The organism is Thioalkalivibrio sp. ALE31, from assembly GCF_000377405.1.
Classification (GTDB): domain Bacteria; phylum Pseudomonadota; class Gammaproteobacteria; order Ectothiorhodospirales; family Ectothiorhodospiraceae; genus Thioalkalivibrio.
Genome location: NZ_KB905020.1, coordinates 152,444 through 171,923 on the forward strand (window position 1 = coordinate 152,444; position 19,480 = coordinate 171,923).

At 68.2% G+C, this 19,480-nt stretch carries 19 protein-coding genes and 1 pseudogene; 17 read left to right on the plus strand and 3 right to left on the minus strand.

The annotated features are described in order from the left end of the window. Positions 1 to 2 precede the first annotated feature (2 nt). From flhF to D103_RS0100800, 14 genes and pseudogenes are all read left to right on the plus strand, one after another. Positions 3 to 1,110: pseudogene (gene flhF / locus D103_RS0100735) on the plus strand (flagellar biosynthesis protein FlhF); the annotation flags it as partial. A gap of 168 nt (positions 1,111 to 1,278) precedes the next feature. Beyond that, positions 1,279 to 2,103, plus strand: coding sequence for a MinD/ParA family protein (locus D103_RS0100740; protein WP_038028158.1), 825 nt, complete (start codon positions 1,279 to 1,281; stop codon positions 2,101 to 2,103). After that, complete coding sequence (locus tag D103_RS0100745; protein WP_018875438.1) at positions 2,100 to 2,867, plus strand: RNA polymerase sigma factor FliA; 768 nt, start codon at positions 2,100 to 2,102, stop codon at positions 2,865 to 2,867. Before D103_RS0100740 ends, D103_RS0100745 begins: the two co-directional genes overlap by 4 nt. Before the next feature lie 41 nt (positions 2,868 to 2,908). Next, a complete protein-coding gene (cheY, locus tag D103_RS0100750) occupies positions 2,909 to 3,289 on the plus strand; it encodes a chemotaxis response regulator CheY (protein WP_017942246.1) in 381 nt (126 codons plus the stop codon). A gap of 95 nt (positions 3,290 to 3,384) precedes the next feature. Then, positions 3,385 to 4,161, plus strand: coding sequence for a protein phosphatase CheZ (locus D103_RS0100755; RefSeq protein ID WP_018866263.1), 777 nt, complete (start codon positions 3,385 to 3,387; stop codon positions 4,159 to 4,161). 45 nt (positions 4,162 to 4,206) lie between these two features. Then, positions 4,207 to 6,312, plus strand: coding sequence for a chemotaxis protein CheA (locus D103_RS0100760; RefSeq protein ID WP_018875439.1), 2,106 nt, complete (start codon positions 4,207 to 4,209; stop codon positions 6,310 to 6,312). A gap of 2 nt (positions 6,313 to 6,314) precedes the next feature. After that, on the plus strand, positions 6,315 to 7,427 hold the full coding sequence (locus D103_RS0100765; protein WP_018866265.1) for a chemotaxis response regulator protein-glutamate methylesterase: 1,113 nt from the start codon (positions 6,315 to 6,317) through the stop codon (positions 7,425 to 7,427). A gap of 1 nt (position 7,428) precedes the next feature. Continuing rightward, positions 7,429 to 8,172, plus strand: coding sequence for a flagellar motor protein (locus tag D103_RS0100770; protein ID WP_018866266.1), 744 nt, complete (start codon positions 7,429 to 7,431; stop codon positions 8,170 to 8,172). 7 nt (positions 8,173 to 8,179) lie between these two features. Further along, positions 8,180 to 9,082 carry a flagellar motor protein MotD gene (motD, locus tag D103_RS0100775; RefSeq protein WP_018875440.1) on the plus strand — a complete coding sequence of 301 codons (903 nt, stop codon included), beginning with the start codon at positions 8,180 to 8,182 and terminating at the stop codon, positions 9,080 to 9,082. After that, on the plus strand, positions 9,079 to 9,879 hold the full coding sequence (locus tag D103_RS0100780) for a ParA family protein (RefSeq protein ID WP_018866268.1): 801 nt from the start codon (positions 9,079 to 9,081) through the stop codon (positions 9,877 to 9,879). The genes motD and D103_RS0100780 overlap by 4 nt, the downstream gene beginning before the upstream one ends. Then, a complete protein-coding gene (locus D103_RS0100785) occupies positions 9,876 to 10,577 on the plus strand; it encodes a chemotaxis protein CheW (protein WP_018875441.1) in 702 nt (233 codons plus the stop codon). Before D103_RS0100780 ends, D103_RS0100785 begins: the two co-directional genes overlap by 4 nt. 128 nt (positions 10,578 to 10,705) lie before the next feature. Continuing rightward, positions 10,706 to 11,164, plus strand: a complete 459-nt coding sequence (locus tag D103_RS0100790; protein WP_018866270.1) for a chemotaxis protein CheW — start codon at positions 10,706 to 10,708, stop codon at positions 11,162 to 11,164. Positions 11,165 to 11,227: 63 nt separating this feature from the next. Continuing rightward, positions 11,228 to 11,413, plus strand: a complete 186-nt coding sequence (locus tag D103_RS0100795; RefSeq protein ID WP_018866271.1) for a hypothetical protein — start codon at positions 11,228 to 11,230, stop codon at positions 11,411 to 11,413. Positions 11,414 to 11,561: 148 nt separating this feature from the next. Further along, complete coding sequence (locus tag D103_RS0100800) at positions 11,562 to 11,987, plus strand: DUF2802 domain-containing protein (RefSeq protein ID WP_018875442.1); 426 nt, start codon at positions 11,562 to 11,564, stop codon at positions 11,985 to 11,987. On the opposite strand, the gene D103_RS0100805 is transcribed toward D103_RS0100800, so the two are convergent. After that, positions 11,982 to 12,353 carry an EscU/YscU/HrcU family type III secretion system export apparatus switch protein gene (locus tag D103_RS0100805; RefSeq protein WP_018866273.1) on the minus strand — a complete coding sequence of 124 codons (372 nt, stop codon included), beginning with the start codon at positions 12,351 to 12,353 and terminating at the stop codon, positions 11,982 to 11,984. The genes D103_RS0100800 and D103_RS0100805 overlap by 6 nt on opposite strands. Before the next feature lie 3 nt (positions 12,354 to 12,356). Next, positions 12,357 to 13,418: a flagellar hook-length control protein FliK gene (locus D103_RS0100810; protein ID WP_018875443.1), complete on the minus strand. Its 1,062-nt coding sequence runs from the start codon at positions 13,416 to 13,418 to the stop codon at positions 12,357 to 12,359. A gap of 360 nt (positions 13,419 to 13,778) precedes the next feature. Between D103_RS0100810 and D103_RS0100815 the strand changes: the two genes are divergently transcribed. Beyond that, positions 13,779 to 14,270 carry a low molecular weight protein-tyrosine-phosphatase gene (locus D103_RS0100815; RefSeq protein WP_026280216.1) on the plus strand — a complete coding sequence of 164 codons (492 nt, stop codon included), beginning with the start codon at positions 13,779 to 13,781 and terminating at the stop codon, positions 14,268 to 14,270. A gap of 127 nt (positions 14,271 to 14,397) precedes the next feature. Here D103_RS0100815 and D103_RS0100820 read toward each other — a convergent pair whose 3' ends face one another. Continuing rightward, on the minus strand, positions 14,398 to 17,364 hold the full coding sequence (locus D103_RS0100820) for an Rne/Rng family ribonuclease (RefSeq protein WP_018875445.1): 2,967 nt from the start codon (positions 17,362 to 17,364) through the stop codon (positions 14,398 to 14,400). Between the two features lie 435 nt (positions 17,365 to 17,799). Between D103_RS0100820 and D103_RS0100825 the strand changes: the two genes are divergently transcribed. Together D103_RS0100825 and D103_RS0100830 are read left to right on the plus strand one after the other, a co-directional pair. Beyond that, on the plus strand, positions 17,800 to 18,783 hold the full coding sequence (locus tag D103_RS0100825; protein ID WP_018875446.1) for an RluA family pseudouridine synthase: 984 nt from the start codon (positions 17,800 to 17,802) through the stop codon (positions 18,781 to 18,783). Beyond that, a complete protein-coding gene (locus tag D103_RS0100830; protein ID WP_018875447.1) occupies positions 18,780 to 19,475 on the plus strand; it encodes an HAD family hydrolase in 696 nt (231 codons plus the stop codon). Before D103_RS0100825 ends, D103_RS0100830 begins: the two co-directional genes overlap by 4 nt. The last annotated feature ends 5 nt before the right edge of the window (positions 19,476 to 19,480 follow it).

Sequence of the window (19,480 nt, forward strand, 5' to 3'; positions counted from 1 at the left end):
GCATGAACGTCAGACGATATCGGGCCCGGGACATGCGTGACGCGATGCGCCAGGTGCGCGAGCAGCAGGGCGAGGACGCGGTCATCCTGTCCAGTCGCCGGGTCGACGGCTGGCTCGAGGTGGTCGCGGCGCTGGAGGACGGCGCAGCGTCGGAGCCGGTAGCCGCGCAGGACGCGCCCGCGACGAGCCGCGAAGCGAGCACAACCGCCCGGCCGGCTCGCGAGCGCGGCGCCGGTCAGGCCGCGGCGTCGTGGCCGGCCGACCCGGAGCTGACCGCCATGCGGCAGGAGCTGCGCGACCTGCGCAGCCTGATGACGCGCCAGTATGCGGAGAGCGAAGAGGCGCGCTGGGCGGCCCGCCACCCGCTGGCGGCGGAATGCAAGGCGCGCCTGATCGACCGCGGGTTCAGCGAGGCCCTGGCGCGCAGCCTGGCCGGAAGCATTCTCGATGACAGCTCGCCGGAACAGGCCTGGGAACGCCTGCGGGCGCGGTTGTCGGGCGCGATTGCCACCCACCGGCCGGACATCCTGGACGAGGGCGGCCTGCTGGCGCTGGTCGGGCCCACCGGCGTTGGCAAGACCACCACGCTGGCCCGCATCGCGCTGCGCCAGATCCGCCGCATGGGCCCGGATTCGGTTACGCTGGTCACCCTGGACAGCCAGCGCATCGGGGCCACGCGCCAGTTGCAGGCCTTCGCCCAGATGGCGGGGATCTCGGTGCGGGTGCTGCAGAACGCGAGAGAGTTGCGCGAACTGGCGCGCCGCGTGGAGGATGGGCACCTGATCCTGGTGGATACGGCGGGACAGGCCCCGCGTGCAGTGGAGGACGAATCCCTGTTCGCGCACCTGCCGCCGGACATCCGGGCCGAGAGCTGGCTGGTGGTGTCGGCGACGACCCAGGGGAGCGCATTGCGGCGGGTGCTGGAGGCATTTCGCAAGGCGGAGCCCTCGGCGCTGGTGCTGACCAAGCTGGACGAGGCCGAGGAGCTGGGCGAGGTCCTGTCCGTACTGCTCGATCAGCACCTGGGGCTGGGGTTCGTCAGTGATGGCCAGCGTATTGCCGAGGACTTTCACCGGGTCGATACCGGGTATCTGACCCGACTGGCCCTGGAGGATGCCGCCGATGAACCCGGGGCAGCGGCCAATGCCCGCGAGACCTGGGCGGCCGAGCGCCTGGCGGAGATGGAACCGCCGCGACGCGCGCGCGCCCAGGCACGTCCGGCACGGGCGGCGGAGCCCGCCACGCTGGAACTGATTCAACCGGTCGGGAAGGGGCGCTATGCCACGCACTAACAAGCCGTTGAAGGTCATCGCGGTTGCCTCGGGCAAGGGCGGGGTGGGCAAGACCAACGTATCGGTGAACCTGTCGGTGGGCCTGGCCCGGCTCGGGCGCGAGGTCATGCTGTTCGACGCCGATCTGGGCCTGGCCAACGTGGACCTGCTGCTGGGGATGCGTCCCGAGCGCACGCTGCACGACCTGGTGACCGGTGATGTGGACAGCCTGGAGGATGTGCTCGTCCAGGGGCCTGACGGGGTAAAGGTGGTGCCTTCGGCTTCGGGGATCGCGGCGATGGCCAACCTGACGCCGGCCGAGCATGCCGGTCTGATCCATGCCTTCAGCGCCTATCGCAAACCCCTGGATGTGCTGATCGTGGACACCGCGGCCGGCCTGCAGGAATCCGTGACGTCGTTCTGCCGCGCGGTCCAGGAGACCCTGGTGGTGGTCTGCGACGAGCCCGCCTCGATTACCGACGCCTATGCCCTGATCAAGGTCCTGCACCGCGATCATGGCCTGCGTCGCTTCCGCATGGTGACGAACATGGTCGACGGCCGCGAAGGCGCCGAGCGACTGATGCAGAAACTCAATACCGTCTGCGGCAACTACCTGCCGGAGGTGGTGCTCGACCTGGCCGGCTATATTCCGATGGATGATCACCTGCGCAAGGCGGTGCAGAAACGCGCGCCAGTGGTACAGCAGTACCCCGGGAGCCCGGCGGGGAAGGCCTTTGCCGAACTGGCACGGACCGTGGACCGCTGGCCGGTGGGCGGCGGTGACCACGGTGGCGTCGGGTTTTTCGTGGAACGGATGCTGCAGAGCGCATGATGACGACGCGTAATCGACTTTCCGGCTATCAGGCGACCTCCGCGGCCAGCGGCGGGCACGAGCAGCTGATTGCCGATCACGTCGAGCTGGTCCACCGCATCGCCCATCACCTGATGGCGCGGCTCCCCGCCTCGGTGCAGGTGGATGACCTGATTCAGGCGGGCATGATCGGGCTGCTCGAGGCGGCGCGCCAGTTCGAGGGCGGCCAGGGCGCGACCTTTGCCACCTACGCCGGGATCCGCATCCGTGGCGCGATGATCGACGAGCTGCGCCGCAGTGACTGGACACCGCGTTCGGTGCACCGCAACAGTCGGCGTATTGCCGCGGCGATCCAGACCGTCGAGGCGCGCGAGGGGCGGGCGGCGCGTGGCAGCGAGGTCGCCGCCGAGCTGGACGTGCCGATCGACCAGTACTACGAGATGCTGCAGGATCACGCCGGAGCCCACCTGTTCGCCCTGGACGACCTCGGCGGGGGTGACGACGGGGCCGATCGCGTGATCGAAGGGCAGGAGGTGTCGCCGGCCCGCACCCTCGAGGCCGGTGAGTTCCGTCAGGAACTGGCCGAAGCCCTCGGCGACCTCCCCGAACGCGAGCGGCTGGTGCTGTCGCTCTACTACATCGAAGAGCTCAACCTGCGCGAGATCGGCGCCGTGCTGGGCGTGACCGAGTCGCGCGTCAGCCAGATCCGAAGTCAGGCCACCATTCGACTGCGCGCCCGCCTGGGTTCGTGGCTCGAAGACGGTACGGCTTTGCAGTTATTCTAAAACCCACCCTACGAATCCCGGAGTGACGTGTGGACAAGGGAATGAAGATTCTCATCGTGGACGACTTTTCCACGATGCGGCGCATTATCAAGAACCTGTTGCGTGATCTTGGCTTCAACAATACCCAGGAAGCCGACGACGGCAGCACCGCGCTGCCGATGCTGCAGAACGGGGATTTCGACTTTCTGATCACCGACTGGAACATGCCCAACATGCCGGGGATCGACTTGCTGAAGGCCGTGCGCGCCGACCCGAACCTCAAGTCCATGCCGGTGCTGATGGTGACGGCGGAGGCCAAGCGCGACCAGATCGTCGAGGCGGCCGAGGCGGGCGTGAACGGCTACGTGGTCAAGCCGTTCACCGCCGAGACGCTGAAGGAAAAGATCGACAAGATCTTCGAACGCATTGAAGCACAGGGATAATCATGCGCCTGTGACCGATATGCCCGGCGCCCGTGGCACCGACCGCCGCGGGCGTTGTCCGAAACCTTCCGCGCCGTACCCGCAAGAGGCTTCTCATGACTGAACAGGAACACCCACCACGCGATGATCAGCTGGAGCTTGCGCGGCAGTTAGTCAAGACGCTGGAGGCGGGCGACGACACGGGCGCCCGGGCGCTGGTGCAGGATCTGGCGCGCCCCTATGACCGCGAACTCTTCGACGAGCTGGGCAAGCTGACCCGTGATCTTCACGAGGCCCTGCAAAGCTTCCGCGGCGATTCGCGTCTGGTCGAACTGACCCAGGCGGAGATCCCGGACGCAAAGGAACGCCTGAATTACGTGGTCACGATGACCGAACAGGCGGCCCACGACACCATGAATGCCATCGAGTCGAGCCTGCCGATCGCGGAGTCGTTCAGCCAGCAGGCGGCCGACCTGACGGCGAAGTGGACGCGCTTTCGCAACCGCCAGCTCTCGGTGGAGGAGTTCCGGGACTTTGCCCGGGAGCTCGACACGTTCTTCGCGCAGGCGGGGGAAGACACCGAGGAGCTGCGCCGGCTGCTCTCCGAGGTGCTGATGGCACAGAGCTATCAGGACATTACCGGCCAGGTGATTCGCCGCGTGATCCAGCTGGTGACCGACCTGGAAGAGAACCTGGTGTCCCTGATCCGGCTCTCCAGTGGGCGCATGGAGCAGGTCGAGGCGGCCGAGGCGTCGCTTGAACAACGCGAGGAGGATCGCGAGGCGGACCGCAAGGGTCACGGTCCCAGCGTGCCCAAGACTCAAGATTCCGCCGCGGATGTCGTTCAAGGACAGGACGAGGTGGACGATCTGCTATCGAGCCTGGGCTTCTAGGCAGTTCCCCTCATGCGAATGGCGCCACGCGACCGGAGAGACTGAATGGCCATCGACCCCAATGACGAAATCCTTCAGGACTTCCTGATCGAGGCCGGGGAACTGCTGGAGGGGCTCAACGAGCAACTCATCGACCTGGAACAGAATCCCGATGACCGGGATCTGCTGAATGCGGTCTTTCGAAGCTTCCATACCATCAAGGGCGGGGCCGGCTTCCTGAGCCTGGATCCCCTGGTGACCGTGTGCCATCACGCGGAGGACGTCTTCAACCTGCTGCGTAACGGTGAGCGGCGGGCGGACAGTCACCTGATGGACACCATGCTGCGGGTGCTGGATACCCTGAACGTGATGTTCGGGGACCTGCGCTCCGGCGTGGATCCCACGCCCGCCGAGGCCGACCTGGTGGAAAACCTCCGGCGCATGGCGAACAACGAGGACGTGGCGGCGGAGCCCGCCGCGCCGCCGCCCCCGGAACCCGAGCCGGAGCCAGAGCCCGAACCGCAAGCGGAACCGGCGGCGGATGGCGAAGCGATGGTCGGTGCGGGTGACGAGATCACCGACGACGAATTCGAGGCCCTGCTCGACAGCCTGCACGGCGATCAGCCGTCGAAGCCCGTAGAGACGGACTCCACCGCGGGCGATGCGGCCGGAGAAGAACCGGCTGCGGAGGGTGAGGGTAGCTCCGGCGACCTGATCACCGACGACGAATTCGAGAACCTGCTGGACGAGTTGCAGGCCAAGGGCGCCGGGCCGGCCGCTACCGGGGCAGTCCCCAGCCCCGCAGACGACGAACCTGCGGAAGCCCCGTCGGCGAAGCCCGAACCCACCGAACCGGAGAAGGCCGCCGCGCCCGCCGATACCCCTGCAGGAGGCCAGGGCGGTGGCGGCGCGCGTGCCGGCGGCGGGGGTGCCGAGGGGGGCGGTCGGGCGGCCCCGCAGGGCGAGACTTCCGTGCGCGTCGACACCGAGCGCCTGGACGAGATCATGAACCTGGTGGGCGAGCTGGTACTGGTGCGCAACCGGCTGAGCATGCTGCGCTCGCAGCATGTCGATGACGAGCTGGGCAAGGCGATCAGCTCCCTGGCCCTGGTGACCTCGGATCTGCAGACCTCGGTGATGAAGACCCGCATGCAGCCGGTGAAGAAGGTCTTCAACCGCTTCCCGCGCGTGATCCGCGATCTCTCCCGCAATCTGGGCAAGGAGATCGAGCTGGAGATCTTCGGCGAGGACACCGACCTCGACAAGAATCTGGTCGAGGCCCTGTCGGATCCGCTGGTGCACCTGGTCCGGAATGCCGTGGACCACGGCATCGAGACCCCCGAGGTACGCGAGGCGGCGGGCAAGCCGCGCAAGGGGACCGTAGTGCTGGGGGCCGCTCAGGAAGGCGATCACATCGCGCTGCTGATCAAGGACGACGGCGGCGGCATGGACCCGCAGGCCCTGCGGCGCAAGGCCGTGGAGAAAGGCCTGATGGAACCGGCCATGGCCGAGCGCATGACCGATCGCGAGGCCTTCAACGTGATCTTCATGGCCGGCTTCTCGACCAAGACCGAGATCTCCGACGTCTCCGGCCGCGGGGTCGGGATGGACGTGGTCAAGACCAAGATCTCGCAGCTCAACGGCACCATCGAGATCGACTCCGAGGTGGGCGTGGGCACCACGCTGCGGGTCAAGCTGCCCCTGACGCTGGCGATCCTGCCCGCGCTGATGGTGATCCTGGATGGCCGGCGCTTCGCCATCCCGCTGGCGTCGGTATCCGAGATCCTGGATCTGGACCTGACGAAGACGCACTACGTGGATGACCAGGAGGTCATCATCGTGCGCAAGCAGGCACTGCCGATTCACTACCTCAAGCGCTGGCTGAAGCCGGGCCACGAGCCCGAGCCGCGCAAGGACGCCCATGTGGTCGTGGTGCATACCGCCGATCGCAAGGTAGGTCTGGTGGTGGATGACCTGGTCGGTCAGGAAGAGGTGGTCATCAAGCCCCTTGGGCAGAATCTGCAGGGCGTGAAGGGCCTGGCGGGCGCCACGATTACCGGGGATGGCGGGATCGCCTTGATCCTGGATGTCTCGGATCTGGTGACCATCCTGATGCGGCAACTGCAGATGTCCGGCCGTCCCCGCCGCGCATCGCGCACGAGCGAGGGCTGAGGATGCCGATCAGGGTTCTGGTCGTCGACGACTCGGGGTTCTTTCGTCGACGCATTGCGGAGATTCTGGATTCCGACTCGGGCATCGAGGTGGTCGGCTCGGCCGAGAACGGCGAGCAGGCGATCGCAAAGGTGCGCGAGCTCGACCCCGATGTCGTGACCATGGATATCGAGATGCCAGTCATGGACGGCATCACCGCGGTACGCAAGATCATGGCCGAGAGTCCGCGGCCGATCCTGATGTTCTCCAGCCTGACTACCGAAGGCGCCCAGGCCACCCTGGATGCGCTGGAGGCCGGGGCGGTGGACTTCCTCCCCAAGCGGTTCAGCGACATGGCGGGCGACGAGGACAGCGCCCGCATGCTGCTGCGCCGCCGGGTGCGTTCGCTGTCGCGCAGCCGCGCGCGCTCGGCCAGCGCGCCGGGCACCAGCACACCGGCCCGCGAGTCGCGGCCGACCGCGCGGCGGGAAGAGGCCGACCGTCAGGCCGCAGACGCTGCCAAGCAACAGCCGCCGGTCGCGCGCACCCGGCCGCCAACACCCCTGCGGCAACTGCGGGCGGTCCTGATCGGGACTTCCACGGGGGGGCCGGTCGCCCTGCAGGAGGTGCTGAAACCGCTACCAGCCAGTTTCCCGTTGCCGATTGTGCTGGTCCAGCACATGCCGGCCAGCTTCACGCCGGCCTTTGCCGACCGGCTGAACGCAATGTGCAACATCGAGGTGCGCCAGGCGAAGGACGGCGATGCCCTGAAGCCGGGCGTGGCCCTGCTGGCCCCCGGGGGCATGCAGCTGACTCTGGAACGGGGCAGCCAGACCCATGTGCGCATCGCGGAGAGCCCGCTGGGCACGATCTACAAGCCAAGCGTGGACGCCGCATTCAGCTCCGCCGTGGATGCGCTGCGCGGACAGGTCCTCGCGGTCGTGCTGACCGGGATGGGTGCGGACGGGCGCGAGGGTGCGCGGGCGCTGAAAGGGGCCGGGGCGCAGGTCTGGTCGCAGGACGCGGCGACCTGCGTGGTCTACGGGATGCCGGCGGCGGTGGCAGAGGCCGGTTTGTCCGATCACGTCTATCCGCTGCCCGAGATCGGTCCCGCGCTGGTCAAGGGGTTCTGCTGACATGGATATCCTGAGCCTCATCGGGGTGACGCTGGGGCTGGTGGCCGTGCTTGGAGGCAGCATTGCCAAGGGCAGCGGCCTGGGCGCACTGTGGAATGCTGCGGCGTTCGTGATCGTGGTGCTGGGGACGCTGGGGGCGACCCTGGTGCAGGCGCGCCTGACGGTGTTCATGCACGGGATGCGGATCCTGCCGTGGGCCTTCAAGCCGCCGAAGATCGACAACCGGGCCATGGTCGAGCAGATCGTGGAATGGTCGCATGTGGCGCGCAAGGAAGGCCTGCTCGGGCTGGAGACCCTCGCCGACGAGGAGAGCGACGGCTTCGCTCGCAAGGGGCTGCAACTGCTGGTCGACGGCAGCGAGCCGCAGACCATCCGCCAGATCCTCGAGGCCGACCTCGACAACCGCGAGCACTTCGACATGCAGGGTGCGAAGGTGTTCGAGAGCATGGGCATCTATGCGCCGACCCTGGGTATCGTGGGGGCGGTCATGGGCCTGATGGCGGTGATGCAGAACCTGGCGGATCCAAGCAAGCTGGGGGCGGGGATCGCAGCGGCCTTCGTGGCGACCATCTACGGGATCGCCTCGGCCAACCTGCTGTTCCTTCCGCTGGCCAACAAGTTAAAGTCGATTATTCAGAACCGCTCGCAACACCAGCAAATGCTGATGGAAGGTCTGATCGCGATCGCCGAGGGCGAGAACCCGCGAAATATCGAAAGCAAGCTGAGTGGCTTCATCCACGAGTGAGGTCACCATGGCGCGACGCAAGCGGGCGGAGGAACATCAGAATCACGAAGCATGGGCCATTCCTTACGGGGACCTGGTCACTCTGTTACTTGCGTTCTTCGTCGTGATGTACGCGATCTCGTCGGTGGATGATGGCAAATATCGCGTGCTGTCGGAGTCCCTGGTGGATGCCTTCCGGGCGCCCATGCAGGCGGAGCCGATTCAGGTGGGGGATCCCACCGTGGCACGCGACCGCACCCCGCAGGATCTCCGCGCACTGGTGCCGATCGAGGTCCAGCCGGGGCTGGTGGAGGACGGTCCGCAGCCCATCGACATGGCGCTGAGCGGGATGCTGGACGACAGCCCCGACGACGCCGGCATGCAGGCCTTTCTCGACGAACTGGCGGAGACCGCCCGCGAGATCGAACAGGCCATGGCGCAGTGGATCGACCAGGGCGACCTGCGCGTGACCCGGGAGGCCTACTGGCTGGAGATCGAGATCACCAGCCGCCTGCTGTTCCCTTCCGGGTCGGCGACGCTGAACCCGGAGGCCGCGGCGTTGTTGGAGGAAGTGGGGGGTATCCTGGCCCCGCGGGTGTCGCGCGTCCACGTGGAGGGGCACACCGACAACGTCCCCATCCAGACGGCGGTCTATCCTTCCAACTGGGAGCTCTCGTCTGGACGCGCCGCGGCGGTCGTCAGCGTGTTCGAGGAGACCGGGGTGGACCCGGAGAATCTGGTGGCCCTGGGGTATGGCGAACACCGACCGGTGGCCAGCAACGAAACGGCGGAGGGCCGTGCCGAGAATCGGCGCGTGTCCATCGTGGTCTTGCCCGGGGCGCGGCCACGCGCCGAGGGGGCGCAGGAACCGGAGCGCCTGCGCGAGGATCTTCCGCCCGCGCCGCTCCCGACGGATGGAGACACACCATGAAGGTCTGGGCGGTGGCAAACCAGAAGGGCGGGGTGGGCAAGACTACGACCACCGTAACGCTGGGCGGCCTGCTCTCCGGTCCGGAGCAGCGTGTGCTGCTGGTGGATGTGGATCCGCATGGTTCGCTGACGGCCTATTTCGGCCACGATCCGGAAACCGCCACGCGCGGGGTGTACGAGCTGTTCAGCCAGTGCGCCGAAGGGGCCGACCCGGATCCTAACGGGTTGATCCGCGAGACCCGCTTCCCGGGGCTGGATCTGCTGACCGCGAGCACCGCCCTGGCCACTCTGGACCGCCAGCTCGGGACGCGCAGCGGCATGGGCCTGGTGCTGAGGCACGCGCTGGAGAAGGTCTCCGACCAGTATGACTACGTGCTGCTGGATTGCCCGCCGATGCTGGGTGTGCTGATGGTGAATGCGCTGGCGGCCTGTGACGAGCTGCTGGTGCCGGTACAGACGGAATTCCTCGCCCTGAAGGGGCTTGAACGGATGATCAATACCCTGAAAATGGTACAGAAGTCGCGCAAGGCCGAGCTGCAGTACCGGATCATCCCCACGCTTTTCGATCGCCGGACACGCGCCGCGCACGAGGCCCTGGCCGAGCTGCGCCGGCTGTACGGGGACGACGTGTGGCCCGGGGTGATCCCGGTGGACACGAAGTTTCGCGATGCCTCCAGCGCGGGTCAGCCGCTTTGCTTCATGATCCCCGATGCGCGCGGCGTGCTCGCATACTCGGATCTGCTGGAGGCGATCGGCGGACAGCTGTCCGAACCCCATGAACGGAGGCGGCGCGGATGAAGCGATCCACAGTCGACAACCTGGCCCTGAAGGCGGAACCGGACGCGCTGGACGACTATTTCGGCAGCCTGCTCGACGAACCGGAACCGGTTCGGACGCTGTTGCGTCAGGATCTGCTGGAGCCGCCCGCGCCGGTGGCGGAAGCCGTTCCGGAGGTCGACACTTCGACGTCGGTTGGGGAGCCGGAGGTAGCGCCTGCCGCGACACCGCCCGCACCGCCCGCACCGCCCGACGATCCGGCGGAGCGGGACTACCCGCGCCCCGAGGAGTCGTTCTCCGCCCTGGTGATCGAGGCCGGCAACCTGACGCTACTGGCGCCGCTCCACGCGCTGGGCGGTGTGGCCCCGCTGGATAGCCTGGAGGTGCGACCGACCCCGAATCACTCCGTCTGGTACCTTGGGCTGGCCGATACCAAACAGGGCCGGGTGCAGCTGATCGACCTGGCCGCGGTGGTGACGCCGGAGGACCGCGAATACGAGCCGGATACCGCCCGCCAGGTCGTGTTCCTGGCCGGCTCCCGCTTCGCCCTGGCCTGCCGGGCGATCCACGGGACCCGCGTGATCCAGCCGGATTCGCTGCGCTGGCGCAGCCACCGGCGGCGCCTGCCCTGGCTGGCCGGGGTGGAGCGCGAGAAGATGGCGACACTGCTGGATCTCGAGGCCCTGGACCAGACCCTCGACGAGGGCGGCTGGGACTGAAGCACCCCGCGCGGCATTCAAGCCTCGCGGCGAGCGGCCGATAACCCGGTCAGGACGACACCACAGGGCGAAACCCGCCTGCACGGAACATCGAGGACGACATGAGCAGCGCACAAGACGTAGAAGCCATGGCCAAGGCCGACACCGCTCCGTATGTGACCTTCAGCCTTGCGGAGGAAACCTACGCGATCGATGTCCTGCAGGTTCAGGAGGTCCTCAAGGTCACCGAGATCGCGCCGGTCCCCGGCGTTCCGGATTACATCCTCGGGATCATCAACCTGCGCGGCAATGTCGTGACCGTGATCGACGCGCGGCGGCGCATGGGGCTGGACGATCGCGAATCCGACGAGGCCTCGCGGATCGTGATCATCGACGTGGACAACCAGAACGTCGGGATCCTGGTGGACTCGGTATCCGAGGTCGTGCGGATCGCCCCGGACGCGGTCGAACCGGCGCCGGAGGTCGGCAACGATGACAGCAGCCGTTTCATCCAGGGGGTCACCAGCACCGAGGAGGGGCTGACCATCCTGGTGGACCTGAACAAGCTGCTGTCCGACGAGGAGTGGGCGCAACTGCGCGAACTGTAGCGCGGGCGTCGGGTCCAACTCCCTGAACAAGCGGGCCATTGGGCGCAAGCCGGGAGGTGAGCCATGGTCGACGAGTTTCAGCCGGATCGCACGGTCCGGCCCGTGCATACCACCGTTCCCGGTCGCCGTCTGAGCGACGATCACGACCGCGACCCGGTCTTTCGGCCCGCGGTGCGTCCGACCCAGCAGCGCCCGCCACGCAAGGAGGAACGCGGCAAGCGGCGGGGTCTGATCGACGATTACGCCTGAGACCTCCGTCCGCGCGCGCCGCTGCGAGAAATCCGCAAACCCGGGCTGATCGCGCTCCGGCAATCGCGCTGCGCTGGTCAGGCGCCCACGATTCACGCGACAATTACCGGGCCCGGTATTCAGGAGAGTGCGCGCAATGGGAGAGGGAATGGTGATCTGGCTGGTCGCGCTGATCGCGCTGCTGGCGACCATCGTGGCCGCATTTTCCGTGGGGCTGGTGATCCTGCTGCGGCGCCAGCTCGCCGCCCTGCGCCAGGACTATCAGCGCCAAGCCACCTCGGTGATGGCGTTGCAGGGGGCCATGAAGGCCCTGTCCGAGGGTGTAGCCACCCATGGCCAGGCCCAGGCCTCCGTGCAGCGGGCCCTGGAACGCCTGCATGACCAGCACAGCGAGTTGCGGGCCCGCGAAGGGGACAGCGGTGCCTACGAGCAGGCCATTCGTCTGATCCGGCAGGGCCTGGGGCGCGAAGAGGTGCGCCGGCGCTGCGGGCTCACATCCACCGAGCTCGACCTGCTTTTCAACCTGCACGGGACCGGCACGGCGGCGCCAACGGGTTCTAGCGGGCGTTCATGATTCCGGCTCGGGCCCGCCGCCCGAGCGTCCCCGGCTGCGCGATGCATCCCGATAGCCACCGGCGCGGTCATCGGGGGTAATGCCCGCCAGGAGAAAGACGAAGGCGAGAATCTCCGCCACCGCCACGTACAGTTCCTCCGGGATCTCGCTCCCGACGGGGATCTGCGCCAGCGCCTCGCTGAGGGCCGGGTCCTGATGCAGCGGGATGCCGTGCTCCTCGGCGATCCGCAGGATGGCCTCGGCGGTGGCTCCCGATCCACTGGCCGTGATCTTCGGCGCCCGGCGCCGATCCCATTCCAGCGCAACCGCCCGCTCGGGCGCCCCGTCGCGCCCGGCCTTCCGCTCTCCGGTGTCCCTGCGTGCCACCGTTCAGGCCTGCTCGTCGAGCATACGGTGGGTGCCCGGCGGCCGCGGCTCGGGCTCCACCTCGCCCTGGCGGACCGACAGCCCGGTGACCGTCAATTCGCGCTCGTCCAGACGTTCGCGCAGCCGGGGCAGTTCCTGCCGCAGGCGCACGACCGTCTCGGGCTCGCTTGCGGTGAAGTGCACGTTGACGCCTGCTGTGCGGGCGGCCGCTGCCACGCGCAGCGGTCCCAGGTCCCCGATATCCAGGGTCAGCACGATCGACCAGGGAGGATCCGGCTCCTCGTCGGTGGGCGACTCGCGCTGGATCTCGCCGAAGACGCCGTGGACGGCCTGCTCGCTGCGTAGCGGCAGCTCGAAGAACCAGCGGCTGTTCCCGGGTTCGTCGCTGGCGAAGGATTGCAGCGACTGGAGCTGCAGGGAGGTGACGCGCTTCAGCAAGCCTTCCAGCAGCCCCGTCAGGGCTGGCAGGGCGGGTGCGTTCGCTGGCGTCGCGGGGGCCGGCGGGGCCGCGGGGCGGGCTTCGCCTCCCTGGCGGAGCTGGTCGGCCGCGCGCAGCAACTGGGCCTTGAGATCGGCGGCCAGGGGATGGGCCGGGCCCTGGCCCCGGGCCGCGAGCCCCAGCATGGCCTCCATCCAGAGCCCGGATTGCTGAACCTGCTGGCGCAGGCTTTCCGGCTGTGACAGCTGTGCCGGCGTCGGGAGGAGATCGACAAGACGCTGGAGCGCCGGCGGTAGCGGCGCCACCGCTCCGGTGGCCTGCGTTGGCGCTTCGCCGCGTGGCGCTCCACCGGCGGGTGGTAGCAGCGCTTGCAGGGTAGGACCCAACGGGCGCGCCCCGGGGAGGTGCTGGCGGAGTTCCTGTCCCAGCCACTGTTGAGCGGGACTGGCCGACGGACCAAGCCCGGCGGGTCGCGGGCCGGCGCGGTCCAGCGGCAGGGGTAGCAGACGCACCTCCAGGCGCGGCTCGGTCCGGGTGATCTCGGCGAGCATCACCGGCGGGCCCGAGCCACCCGCGGGGCGATTCACCAGTGCATCGGGCAGGGCGCCGGCCAGTTGTGCCGTCATCAGCGCAGGGCTCGCCGTAGGTCGCGCTGCCGCTCCGGCTGTCCCCGCGGTATTCGCACCGGCGGTATTCGCACTGGGTCCCAGACGCAGGCGCACGCTGCGATCCGGGAGGACATCCAGAACCCGAACCTCGATACGGGCCCCAACCTGGAGGCTCGTGGCTTCACGACTCCCGGCACCCCCGGTCAGGGCGCCGGGGGATGTCCAGCCGGGGATTCGCGGGCCGCCAAGGTCGACCATGACCACTTCCTGAGTTTAAAGGCTCAGCATCGCACACCGCGGGGCCGGGCATGAAACGAATCCGCCGGCGCATTCCGGTTTGGTATCCTGCGTGTTTTGATGATCGGGATGACGATGGAGATGGCGAAGATACGTGTACTGATGGTGTGCCTGGGCAACATCTGCCGTTCGCCCATGGCGCACGGGGTGTTCGCGGCGCGCATCCGCGAACACGGGCTGGAACACGCGATCGAGGTGGACTCGGCCGGGACCGCGGGCTATCACGTGGGTGCCAAGCCCGATCGCCGCGCAAGCCAGGAGGCGCGTTCGCGCGGCTACGACCTGGATGATCTGCGCGCACGCCAGCTGGAGCCGGAGGACTTCCTCGAGTTTGACTACATCCTGACCATGGACGACGCGAACTACCGCAACGCCGAGGCGATTCGTCCGCCCGAGGCGCGGGCCAAGTTGCTGCGGTTTCTGGACTTTGCCCCGCAGTTCGATGAACACGAGGTCCCGGATCCGTACTACGGCGGAGACGAGGGCTTCGTGCACGTCATGGATCTGGTGGAAGCGGCCGCCGACGGGCTGCTGGCCCACATCCGCGAGCGTCACACGCTGAAGGCCTCCTGAGCCGACCCCGGGACCGTAACGCCTGATCGCGATGATAGGAACGGGTCCGGGGATAGCGGAGCCGGACCCACAAAGAAAGGGCCCGCCGAAAGGCGGGCCCTTTTCGATTGGAACCGGCTGGTTCCGTTCAGTCGTTGCCTTTGCGCTCCGTGTCGCCGGCCGTGGTGTCGGCCGGTTCCGGGGCAGGCTTGGGCGTCGAGGCGCGTTCGGCCTTTGCCTCGTCGGGCTTCGACGGGGCAGGGGCAGAGGATGCGGCGGCTTCGTCGCCGGACCGTTCCGGGGTCGGTTTCGAGCGCGCGCTCTTCGCCGTGGCCGGTGCCTCGGTCGATTCCTTCGGCGTAGCTTCGCCCGGGTCCGGGGTCGCTTCGCCGGCTCCCGTCTTCGCGGCACCACGCGGCCGACGCTTGGCCGGGGCCGGGCTGTCGGCCTCCGGTTTCGGTGCCGCCTCGGCACTGGGGGCGGGCGCGTTTTCCGACTTTTCCGGTTTCGCTGCGCCCTGGCTTTCGCTGGAGGCCGGGCTCACATCCCCGGTCGGGTCGGCATCGGCGCCAGGCTTGCGGCCGCGTCCACCGCGGGTACGACCCTTGGCTGACGGCGCATCCGCCACACTTTCATCGCTGTCCGCTTTCGCCGGTGTTCGCTCCGGTGCAGCGTCCGGCGAGGCGGGGGTCGATTCGGTTTGCGGCTGCCGACCGCCCCCTGACGGGGCGTCCTGGGGCTTCCCGGAGGCCGGGGCGGAATCGGCAGGCGTGGACGCGTCCCGACCGGACTCGGTGGCGTCTGCATCCCCCGACGTGCTCTGGGTGCCATCGCCCCCGGTGTCGCCGGCATTGTCACCGGAGCGGCTACGGCCACCGCGACGACGGCCTCCACGGCGGGAGCGGCGGGACCGCGTACGTCCCTTGCTGCCGTCGTCCTCGTCGGATTTCTCGGGACCCTTGCCCGCGGGGGCACCGCCGGTGTCGCCGGTCGCGGGTTGATCCTGATCTCGCGCAGGCGGCTTCTCCGCCGGCTTGCCGTTGCCCTTCTTGTCACCGGCGGTCTTGTCAGCAGTCTGGCCCTCGCCGCCCCGGTTTTCGGCCGCGGGTTTGGTCGCATCGCGGCCCGGACCCTTGTCGGCCTCGCTGTCCTTCTTGCCGCCGCGCCGCGAGCGACCCTTGCCGCCATCACCCTTGTCGGCCCTGGCGTTATCGGACTTGGCGCCATCGGCCTTGTCGGGGCCGCCCTTGCGACCATTGGTGCTGTCGCCGCGCTTGTCGCCGGACTTGCGGCTGCCGCTGTCGGCCTTTTTCCGGGAGCCGCCGCGCGCGCCGCCACCCTTGCCGCCACGGTCGCGGCCGCCTTCCTTGCGACGACCCTCCGATTGTTCCTGGTCCTGGTCGGATGCGGGCGCGGCATTGGGGAACAGCGAGGACCAGATACGGGCAAAGAATCCCGGCTGTGTGACCGGCTCCGACGGTTCGGGGGCCGTGGGTGCGGCTTCGCTGACGGGGGCGGGCCCGGTCATCTTGACACCCTGGACCAGCGGCTTCTCGACCTTGCTGCGGCGTTCCTGATGCGGATCGCTGTCGTCCTCGACGATCTCCACGAGTTCGTGCGAGCCGCGGTCGCTGATGGTCTCCTCACGCTCGTCGCCGCGCACGCGACGGACCTCGAAACGCGGGGTGAGGTACTGCGGGTTGGGGATGATGCTGATGTCGACCTGGTGGCGACCCTCGATGTCGGTGATCGACTCGCGTTTCTCGTTCAGCAGGAAGGTGCCCACGTCGACCGGGACCTGGGCCATCACGAGCCCGGTCCGGTCCTTCATGGCCTCTTCCTCGATCAGCCGCAGGATCGACAGCGCCAGGGATTCCACGCTGCGGATCTGGCCGTGGCCCTCGCAGCGCGGGCAGGTGTTCTGGCTGGATTCCCCAAGGGAGGAGCGCAGCCGCTGGCGCGACATCTCCAGCAGGCCGAAGCGGCTGATGCGCCCGACCTGGACCCGGGCGCGATCCATCTCCAGCGCCTCGCGCAGGCGGTTCTCGACCTCGCGCTGGTGCTTGTTGGCGTTCATGTCGATGAAATCGATCACGATCAGGCCGCCCAGATCGCGGATGCGCAGCTGCCGCGCGACCTCTTCGGCCGCCTCCAGATTGGTGTGGAAGGCGGTCTCCTCGATGTCGCCGCCCTTGGTGGAACGGGCGGAGTTGACGTCGATGGAAATCAGGGCCTCGGTGTGATCGATCACCAGGGCGCCGCCGGAGGGCAGGGTGACCTCGCGGTCGAACGCGCTCTCGATCTGGCTCTCGATCTGGTAGCGGTTGAACAGCGGGACCGGGTCATCGTAGCGCTTGAGCTTGCGCAGGCTGTTCGGCATCACCAGGCGGACAAAGTCTTCCGCCTGCTGGTAGACCCCGTTGTCATCGATGATGACCTCGCCCACGTCGTTGCGCATGTGGTCGCGCAGGGCGCGGATGATGACGTTGCTTTCCTGATGGATCAGTGCCGGGGCCTTGGCCTTGTCCGCGGCCTCGGTCACGGCGGCCCACAGGGCGGTCATGTAGTCGAGGTCCCATTGCAGCTCCTCGGTGCTGCGCCCGACGCCGGCGGTACGGGCGATTACGCCCATGCCTTCCGGCATGTTGAGGCCGGAGAGGGCATCGCGCAGGGAGGCGCGATCCTCGCCTTCGATGCGGCGGGAGACGCCCCCCGCCTTCGGATTGTTGGGCATCAGGACCAGGTAGCGGCCCGCTAGGCTGATGTAGGTCGTCAGGGCGGCGCCCTTGTTGCCGCGCTCTTCCTTCTCGACCTGGACCAGCAGTTCCGTGCCTTCCTTCAGGAATTCGCGGATCGGCTTGTCACTGTCGGCGGGGGCGCCAACGGCGGTATGGGCAATCTCCTTGAACGGGAGGAAGCCGTGGCGATCAGCCCCAAAGTTGACGAACGCGGCCTCCAGGCTCGGTTCGACTCGGGTGATCTTGGCCTTGTAGATATTGGCCTTCTTGCGCTCTCGCGAGGGCAGTTCGATATCCAGGTCGTACAGCCGCTGGCCGTCGACCATGGCGACACGCAGCTCTTCCGGCTGCGTGGCATTGATCAGGATGCGTTTCATGCAATGGACTCGGTAGGGCGTCCTGGCGTCCGGCGGGGAACCGCGGGACCCCGGGTGCGGCGATCGAGCGGCGGCACGGCAACGCTTGCGCACGCGTGCTCGCAGCGGCGGCGCGTAGCGAAAGCCAGCGCGCCAGCCAGGTGTTCACCAGCAACCACGGGATCAGTCGCCTGCGGGAGGCGGAGCCGGGGAGACAGGACTGGGTTAGAAGAAATAGCGTCACAGTGTCGCTTTGCGGCGATGGCCCTTCGACCGGGAGCTGTCGAAAGCTCGTGGGTCGAAGTGGCGGGTGATTCGAGGCGCGTTGCCGGCAACTCGCAGCAACGTACCGTGCGCCAATGTAGGGCATAACCCCCCGTATGGGCAAGTTTTTTCGGCCGCGGGAACGCCGCGTGCAGTAGCCCGGGAAGCGCCGCTCCGGTAGCATCCCGCGCCATGAATGCAAGGCGTGAACCCTCCGGCCCGCGCAGCTTCCGGGTCACCGAGCGTGGTGACGGGCAGCGGCTCGACAACTTTCTGCTCCGCGAACTCAAGGGCGTGCCCAAGGGGCTGATCTATCGCCTGGTACGCCAGGGCGCCGTGCGCGTCGACGGACGCCGGGCCAAGGCCCACAAACGCCTGGCGGCGGGCAACGAGGTTCGCGTGCCCGATCTCGATCGGCCGGAAGCGGCCGCCTCGGAGATCCCGCCGAAGGTGCTGGATCGACTGCGGCGGGCCATCATCCACGAGGATGACGACCTGCTGGTGCTGGACAAGCCCTCGGGCCTCGCCGTGCACGGCGGCAGCGGGCTGGCCTTCGGCATTATCGAGGCGATGCGCCAGTTGCGGCCGGATACGGAGCTCGAGCTGGGCCACCGCCTCGACCGCGAGACCAGCGGGTGCTTGTTGCTGGCAAAGAACCGCCCCGCGCTGCAGGACTTCCACGCCGCACTCCGCGAGGGCCGGGTGGAGAAGCGCTACCTGGCGTTGCTGGTGGGCCCGTTCCCGGGTGGCCAGCCCATCGAGTGTGATGCCCCGATCGCCAGCGGCCGCCAGGATGACGGCCGGCGCCGGATGCGCGCCGGCGGGGAGGCCGGGGATGACGGGCCACGGGCTCGTGCCGCCCAGAGTGTCTTTCAGCCGCTGGAGGTGCATGGCGCGTACCAGCTGGCGGAGGTGCGGATCGGGACGGGGCGCACGCACCAGATTCGCGTGCACGGCCAGGCGATTGGCCACCCGGTGGCGGGCGACCACGACTACGGCCTGCCGGATGCCAACCGCCACCTCCGCAAGCAGGGCCTGAAACGGCTGTTCCTGCATGCCCAGGCGCTGGCCTATCAGTCGGCGGACGGCGAGCGGCATGTGTTCTCCGCACCGCTACCGGACGAGCTGGGCGAGGTGCTGGCGCACCTGGATGCCGGCACCGGGGACGACGCATGAGCATCCCGCTCCTGCCGCCCGGCGACGCGGACCTGCGTCTGATCGTATTCGACTGGGACGGGACCCTGATGGACTCGCCGCGCCGCATCGTCCACTGCCTGCAACGGGCAGCGGTCGCGACCGGCGCCCCGGAGCGCGACGAGGCCAGCCTGCGCAATATCATCGGGCTCGGGGTGCAGGCGGCGGTGCAGGAGCTGTACCCGGGCGCGGACGAGGCGTTCGTTCACCAGTTCACCGCCGCCTACCGCGCCTGTTATCTGGAGGCTGAAGATGCCCCGGAGACCCCGCTGTTCGCCGGCGTGCCCGAGATCCTGAACTGGCTGGATGCGCGCGAGGTACTGCTGGGTGTGGCCACCAGCAAGTCACGCCGCGGCCTGGACCAGGCGCTGGAGGCAACCGGTCTGGCGGGCTACTTTGTGGCGACCGCCACCGGCGACGAACACCCGTCCAAGCCGAACCCGGCCATGCTCCGCTGCGTGATGGAGCGGGCGGGTGTGGAACCGGGGCGCACGCGCATGGTCGGTGATAGCGTTTATGATCTGGAAATGGCTCGCCATGCCGGTGTGCCCGCGGTGGGGATAACCCACGGCGTACATCCGCCACAGAGACTGCAGGGCGCCGAGCCGCTGGCCCTGCTGCCGAACCTGGCAGCGCTGCTGGAGGCCTTCCGGCAGGCCGAGCGTACAACCTGAACAAG

Coding starts and splice junctions, on each gene's coding strand:
- D103_RS0100830 (WP_018875447.1), top strand. CDS start 18,780: ATGAGCATCCCGCTCCTGCCGCCCGGCGACGCGGACCTGCGTCTGATC.
- D103_RS0100785 (WP_018875441.1), top strand. CDS start 9,876: ATGAAGCGATCCACAGTCGACAACCTGGCCCTGAAGGCGGAACCGGAC.
- D103_RS0100780 (WP_018866268.1), top strand. CDS start 9,079: ATGAAGGTCTGGGCGGTGGCAAACCAGAAGGGCGGGGTGGGCAAGACT.
- motD (WP_018875440.1), top strand. CDS start 8,180: ATGGCGCGACGCAAGCGGGCGGAGGAACATCAGAATCACGAAGCATGG.
- D103_RS0100740 (WP_038028158.1), top strand. CDS start 1,279: ATGCCACGCACTAACAAGCCGTTGAAGGTCATCGCGGTTGCCTCGGGC.
- D103_RS0100790 (WP_018866270.1), top strand. CDS start 10,706: ATGGCCAAGGCCGACACCGCTCCGTATGTGACCTTCAGCCTTGCGGAG.
- D103_RS0100745 (WP_018875438.1), top strand. CDS start 2,100: ATGATGACGACGCGTAATCGACTTTCCGGCTATCAGGCGACCTCCGCG.
- D103_RS0100765 (WP_018866265.1), top strand. CDS start 6,315: ATGCCGATCAGGGTTCTGGTCGTCGACGACTCGGGGTTCTTTCGTCGA.
- D103_RS0100810 (WP_018875443.1), bottom strand. CDS start 13,418: ATGACGGCACAACTGGCCGGCGCCCTGCCCGATGCACTGGTGAATCGC.
- D103_RS0100770 (WP_018866266.1), top strand. CDS start 7,429: ATGGATATCCTGAGCCTCATCGGGGTGACGCTGGGGCTGGTGGCCGTG.
- D103_RS0100755 (WP_018866263.1), top strand. CDS start 3,385: ATGACTGAACAGGAACACCCACCACGCGATGATCAGCTGGAGCTTGCG.
- D103_RS0100815 (WP_026280216.1), top strand. CDS start 13,779: ATGGCGAAGATACGTGTACTGATGGTGTGCCTGGGCAACATCTGCCGT.
- cheY (WP_017942246.1), top strand. CDS start 2,909: ATGAAGATTCTCATCGTGGACGACTTTTCCACGATGCGGCGCATTATC.
- D103_RS0100825 (WP_018875446.1), top strand. CDS start 17,800: ATGAATGCAAGGCGTGAACCCTCCGGCCCGCGCAGCTTCCGGGTCACC.
- D103_RS0100800 (WP_018875442.1), top strand. CDS start 11,562: ATGGTGATCTGGCTGGTCGCGCTGATCGCGCTGCTGGCGACCATCGTG.
- D103_RS0100795 (WP_018866271.1), top strand. CDS start 11,228: ATGGTCGACGAGTTTCAGCCGGATCGCACGGTCCGGCCCGTGCATACC.
- D103_RS0100820 (WP_018875445.1), bottom strand. CDS start 17,364: ATGAAACGCATCCTGATCAATGCCACGCAGCCGGAAGAGCTGCGTGTC.
- D103_RS0100760 (WP_018875439.1), top strand. CDS start 4,207: ATGGCCATCGACCCCAATGACGAAATCCTTCAGGACTTCCTGATCGAG.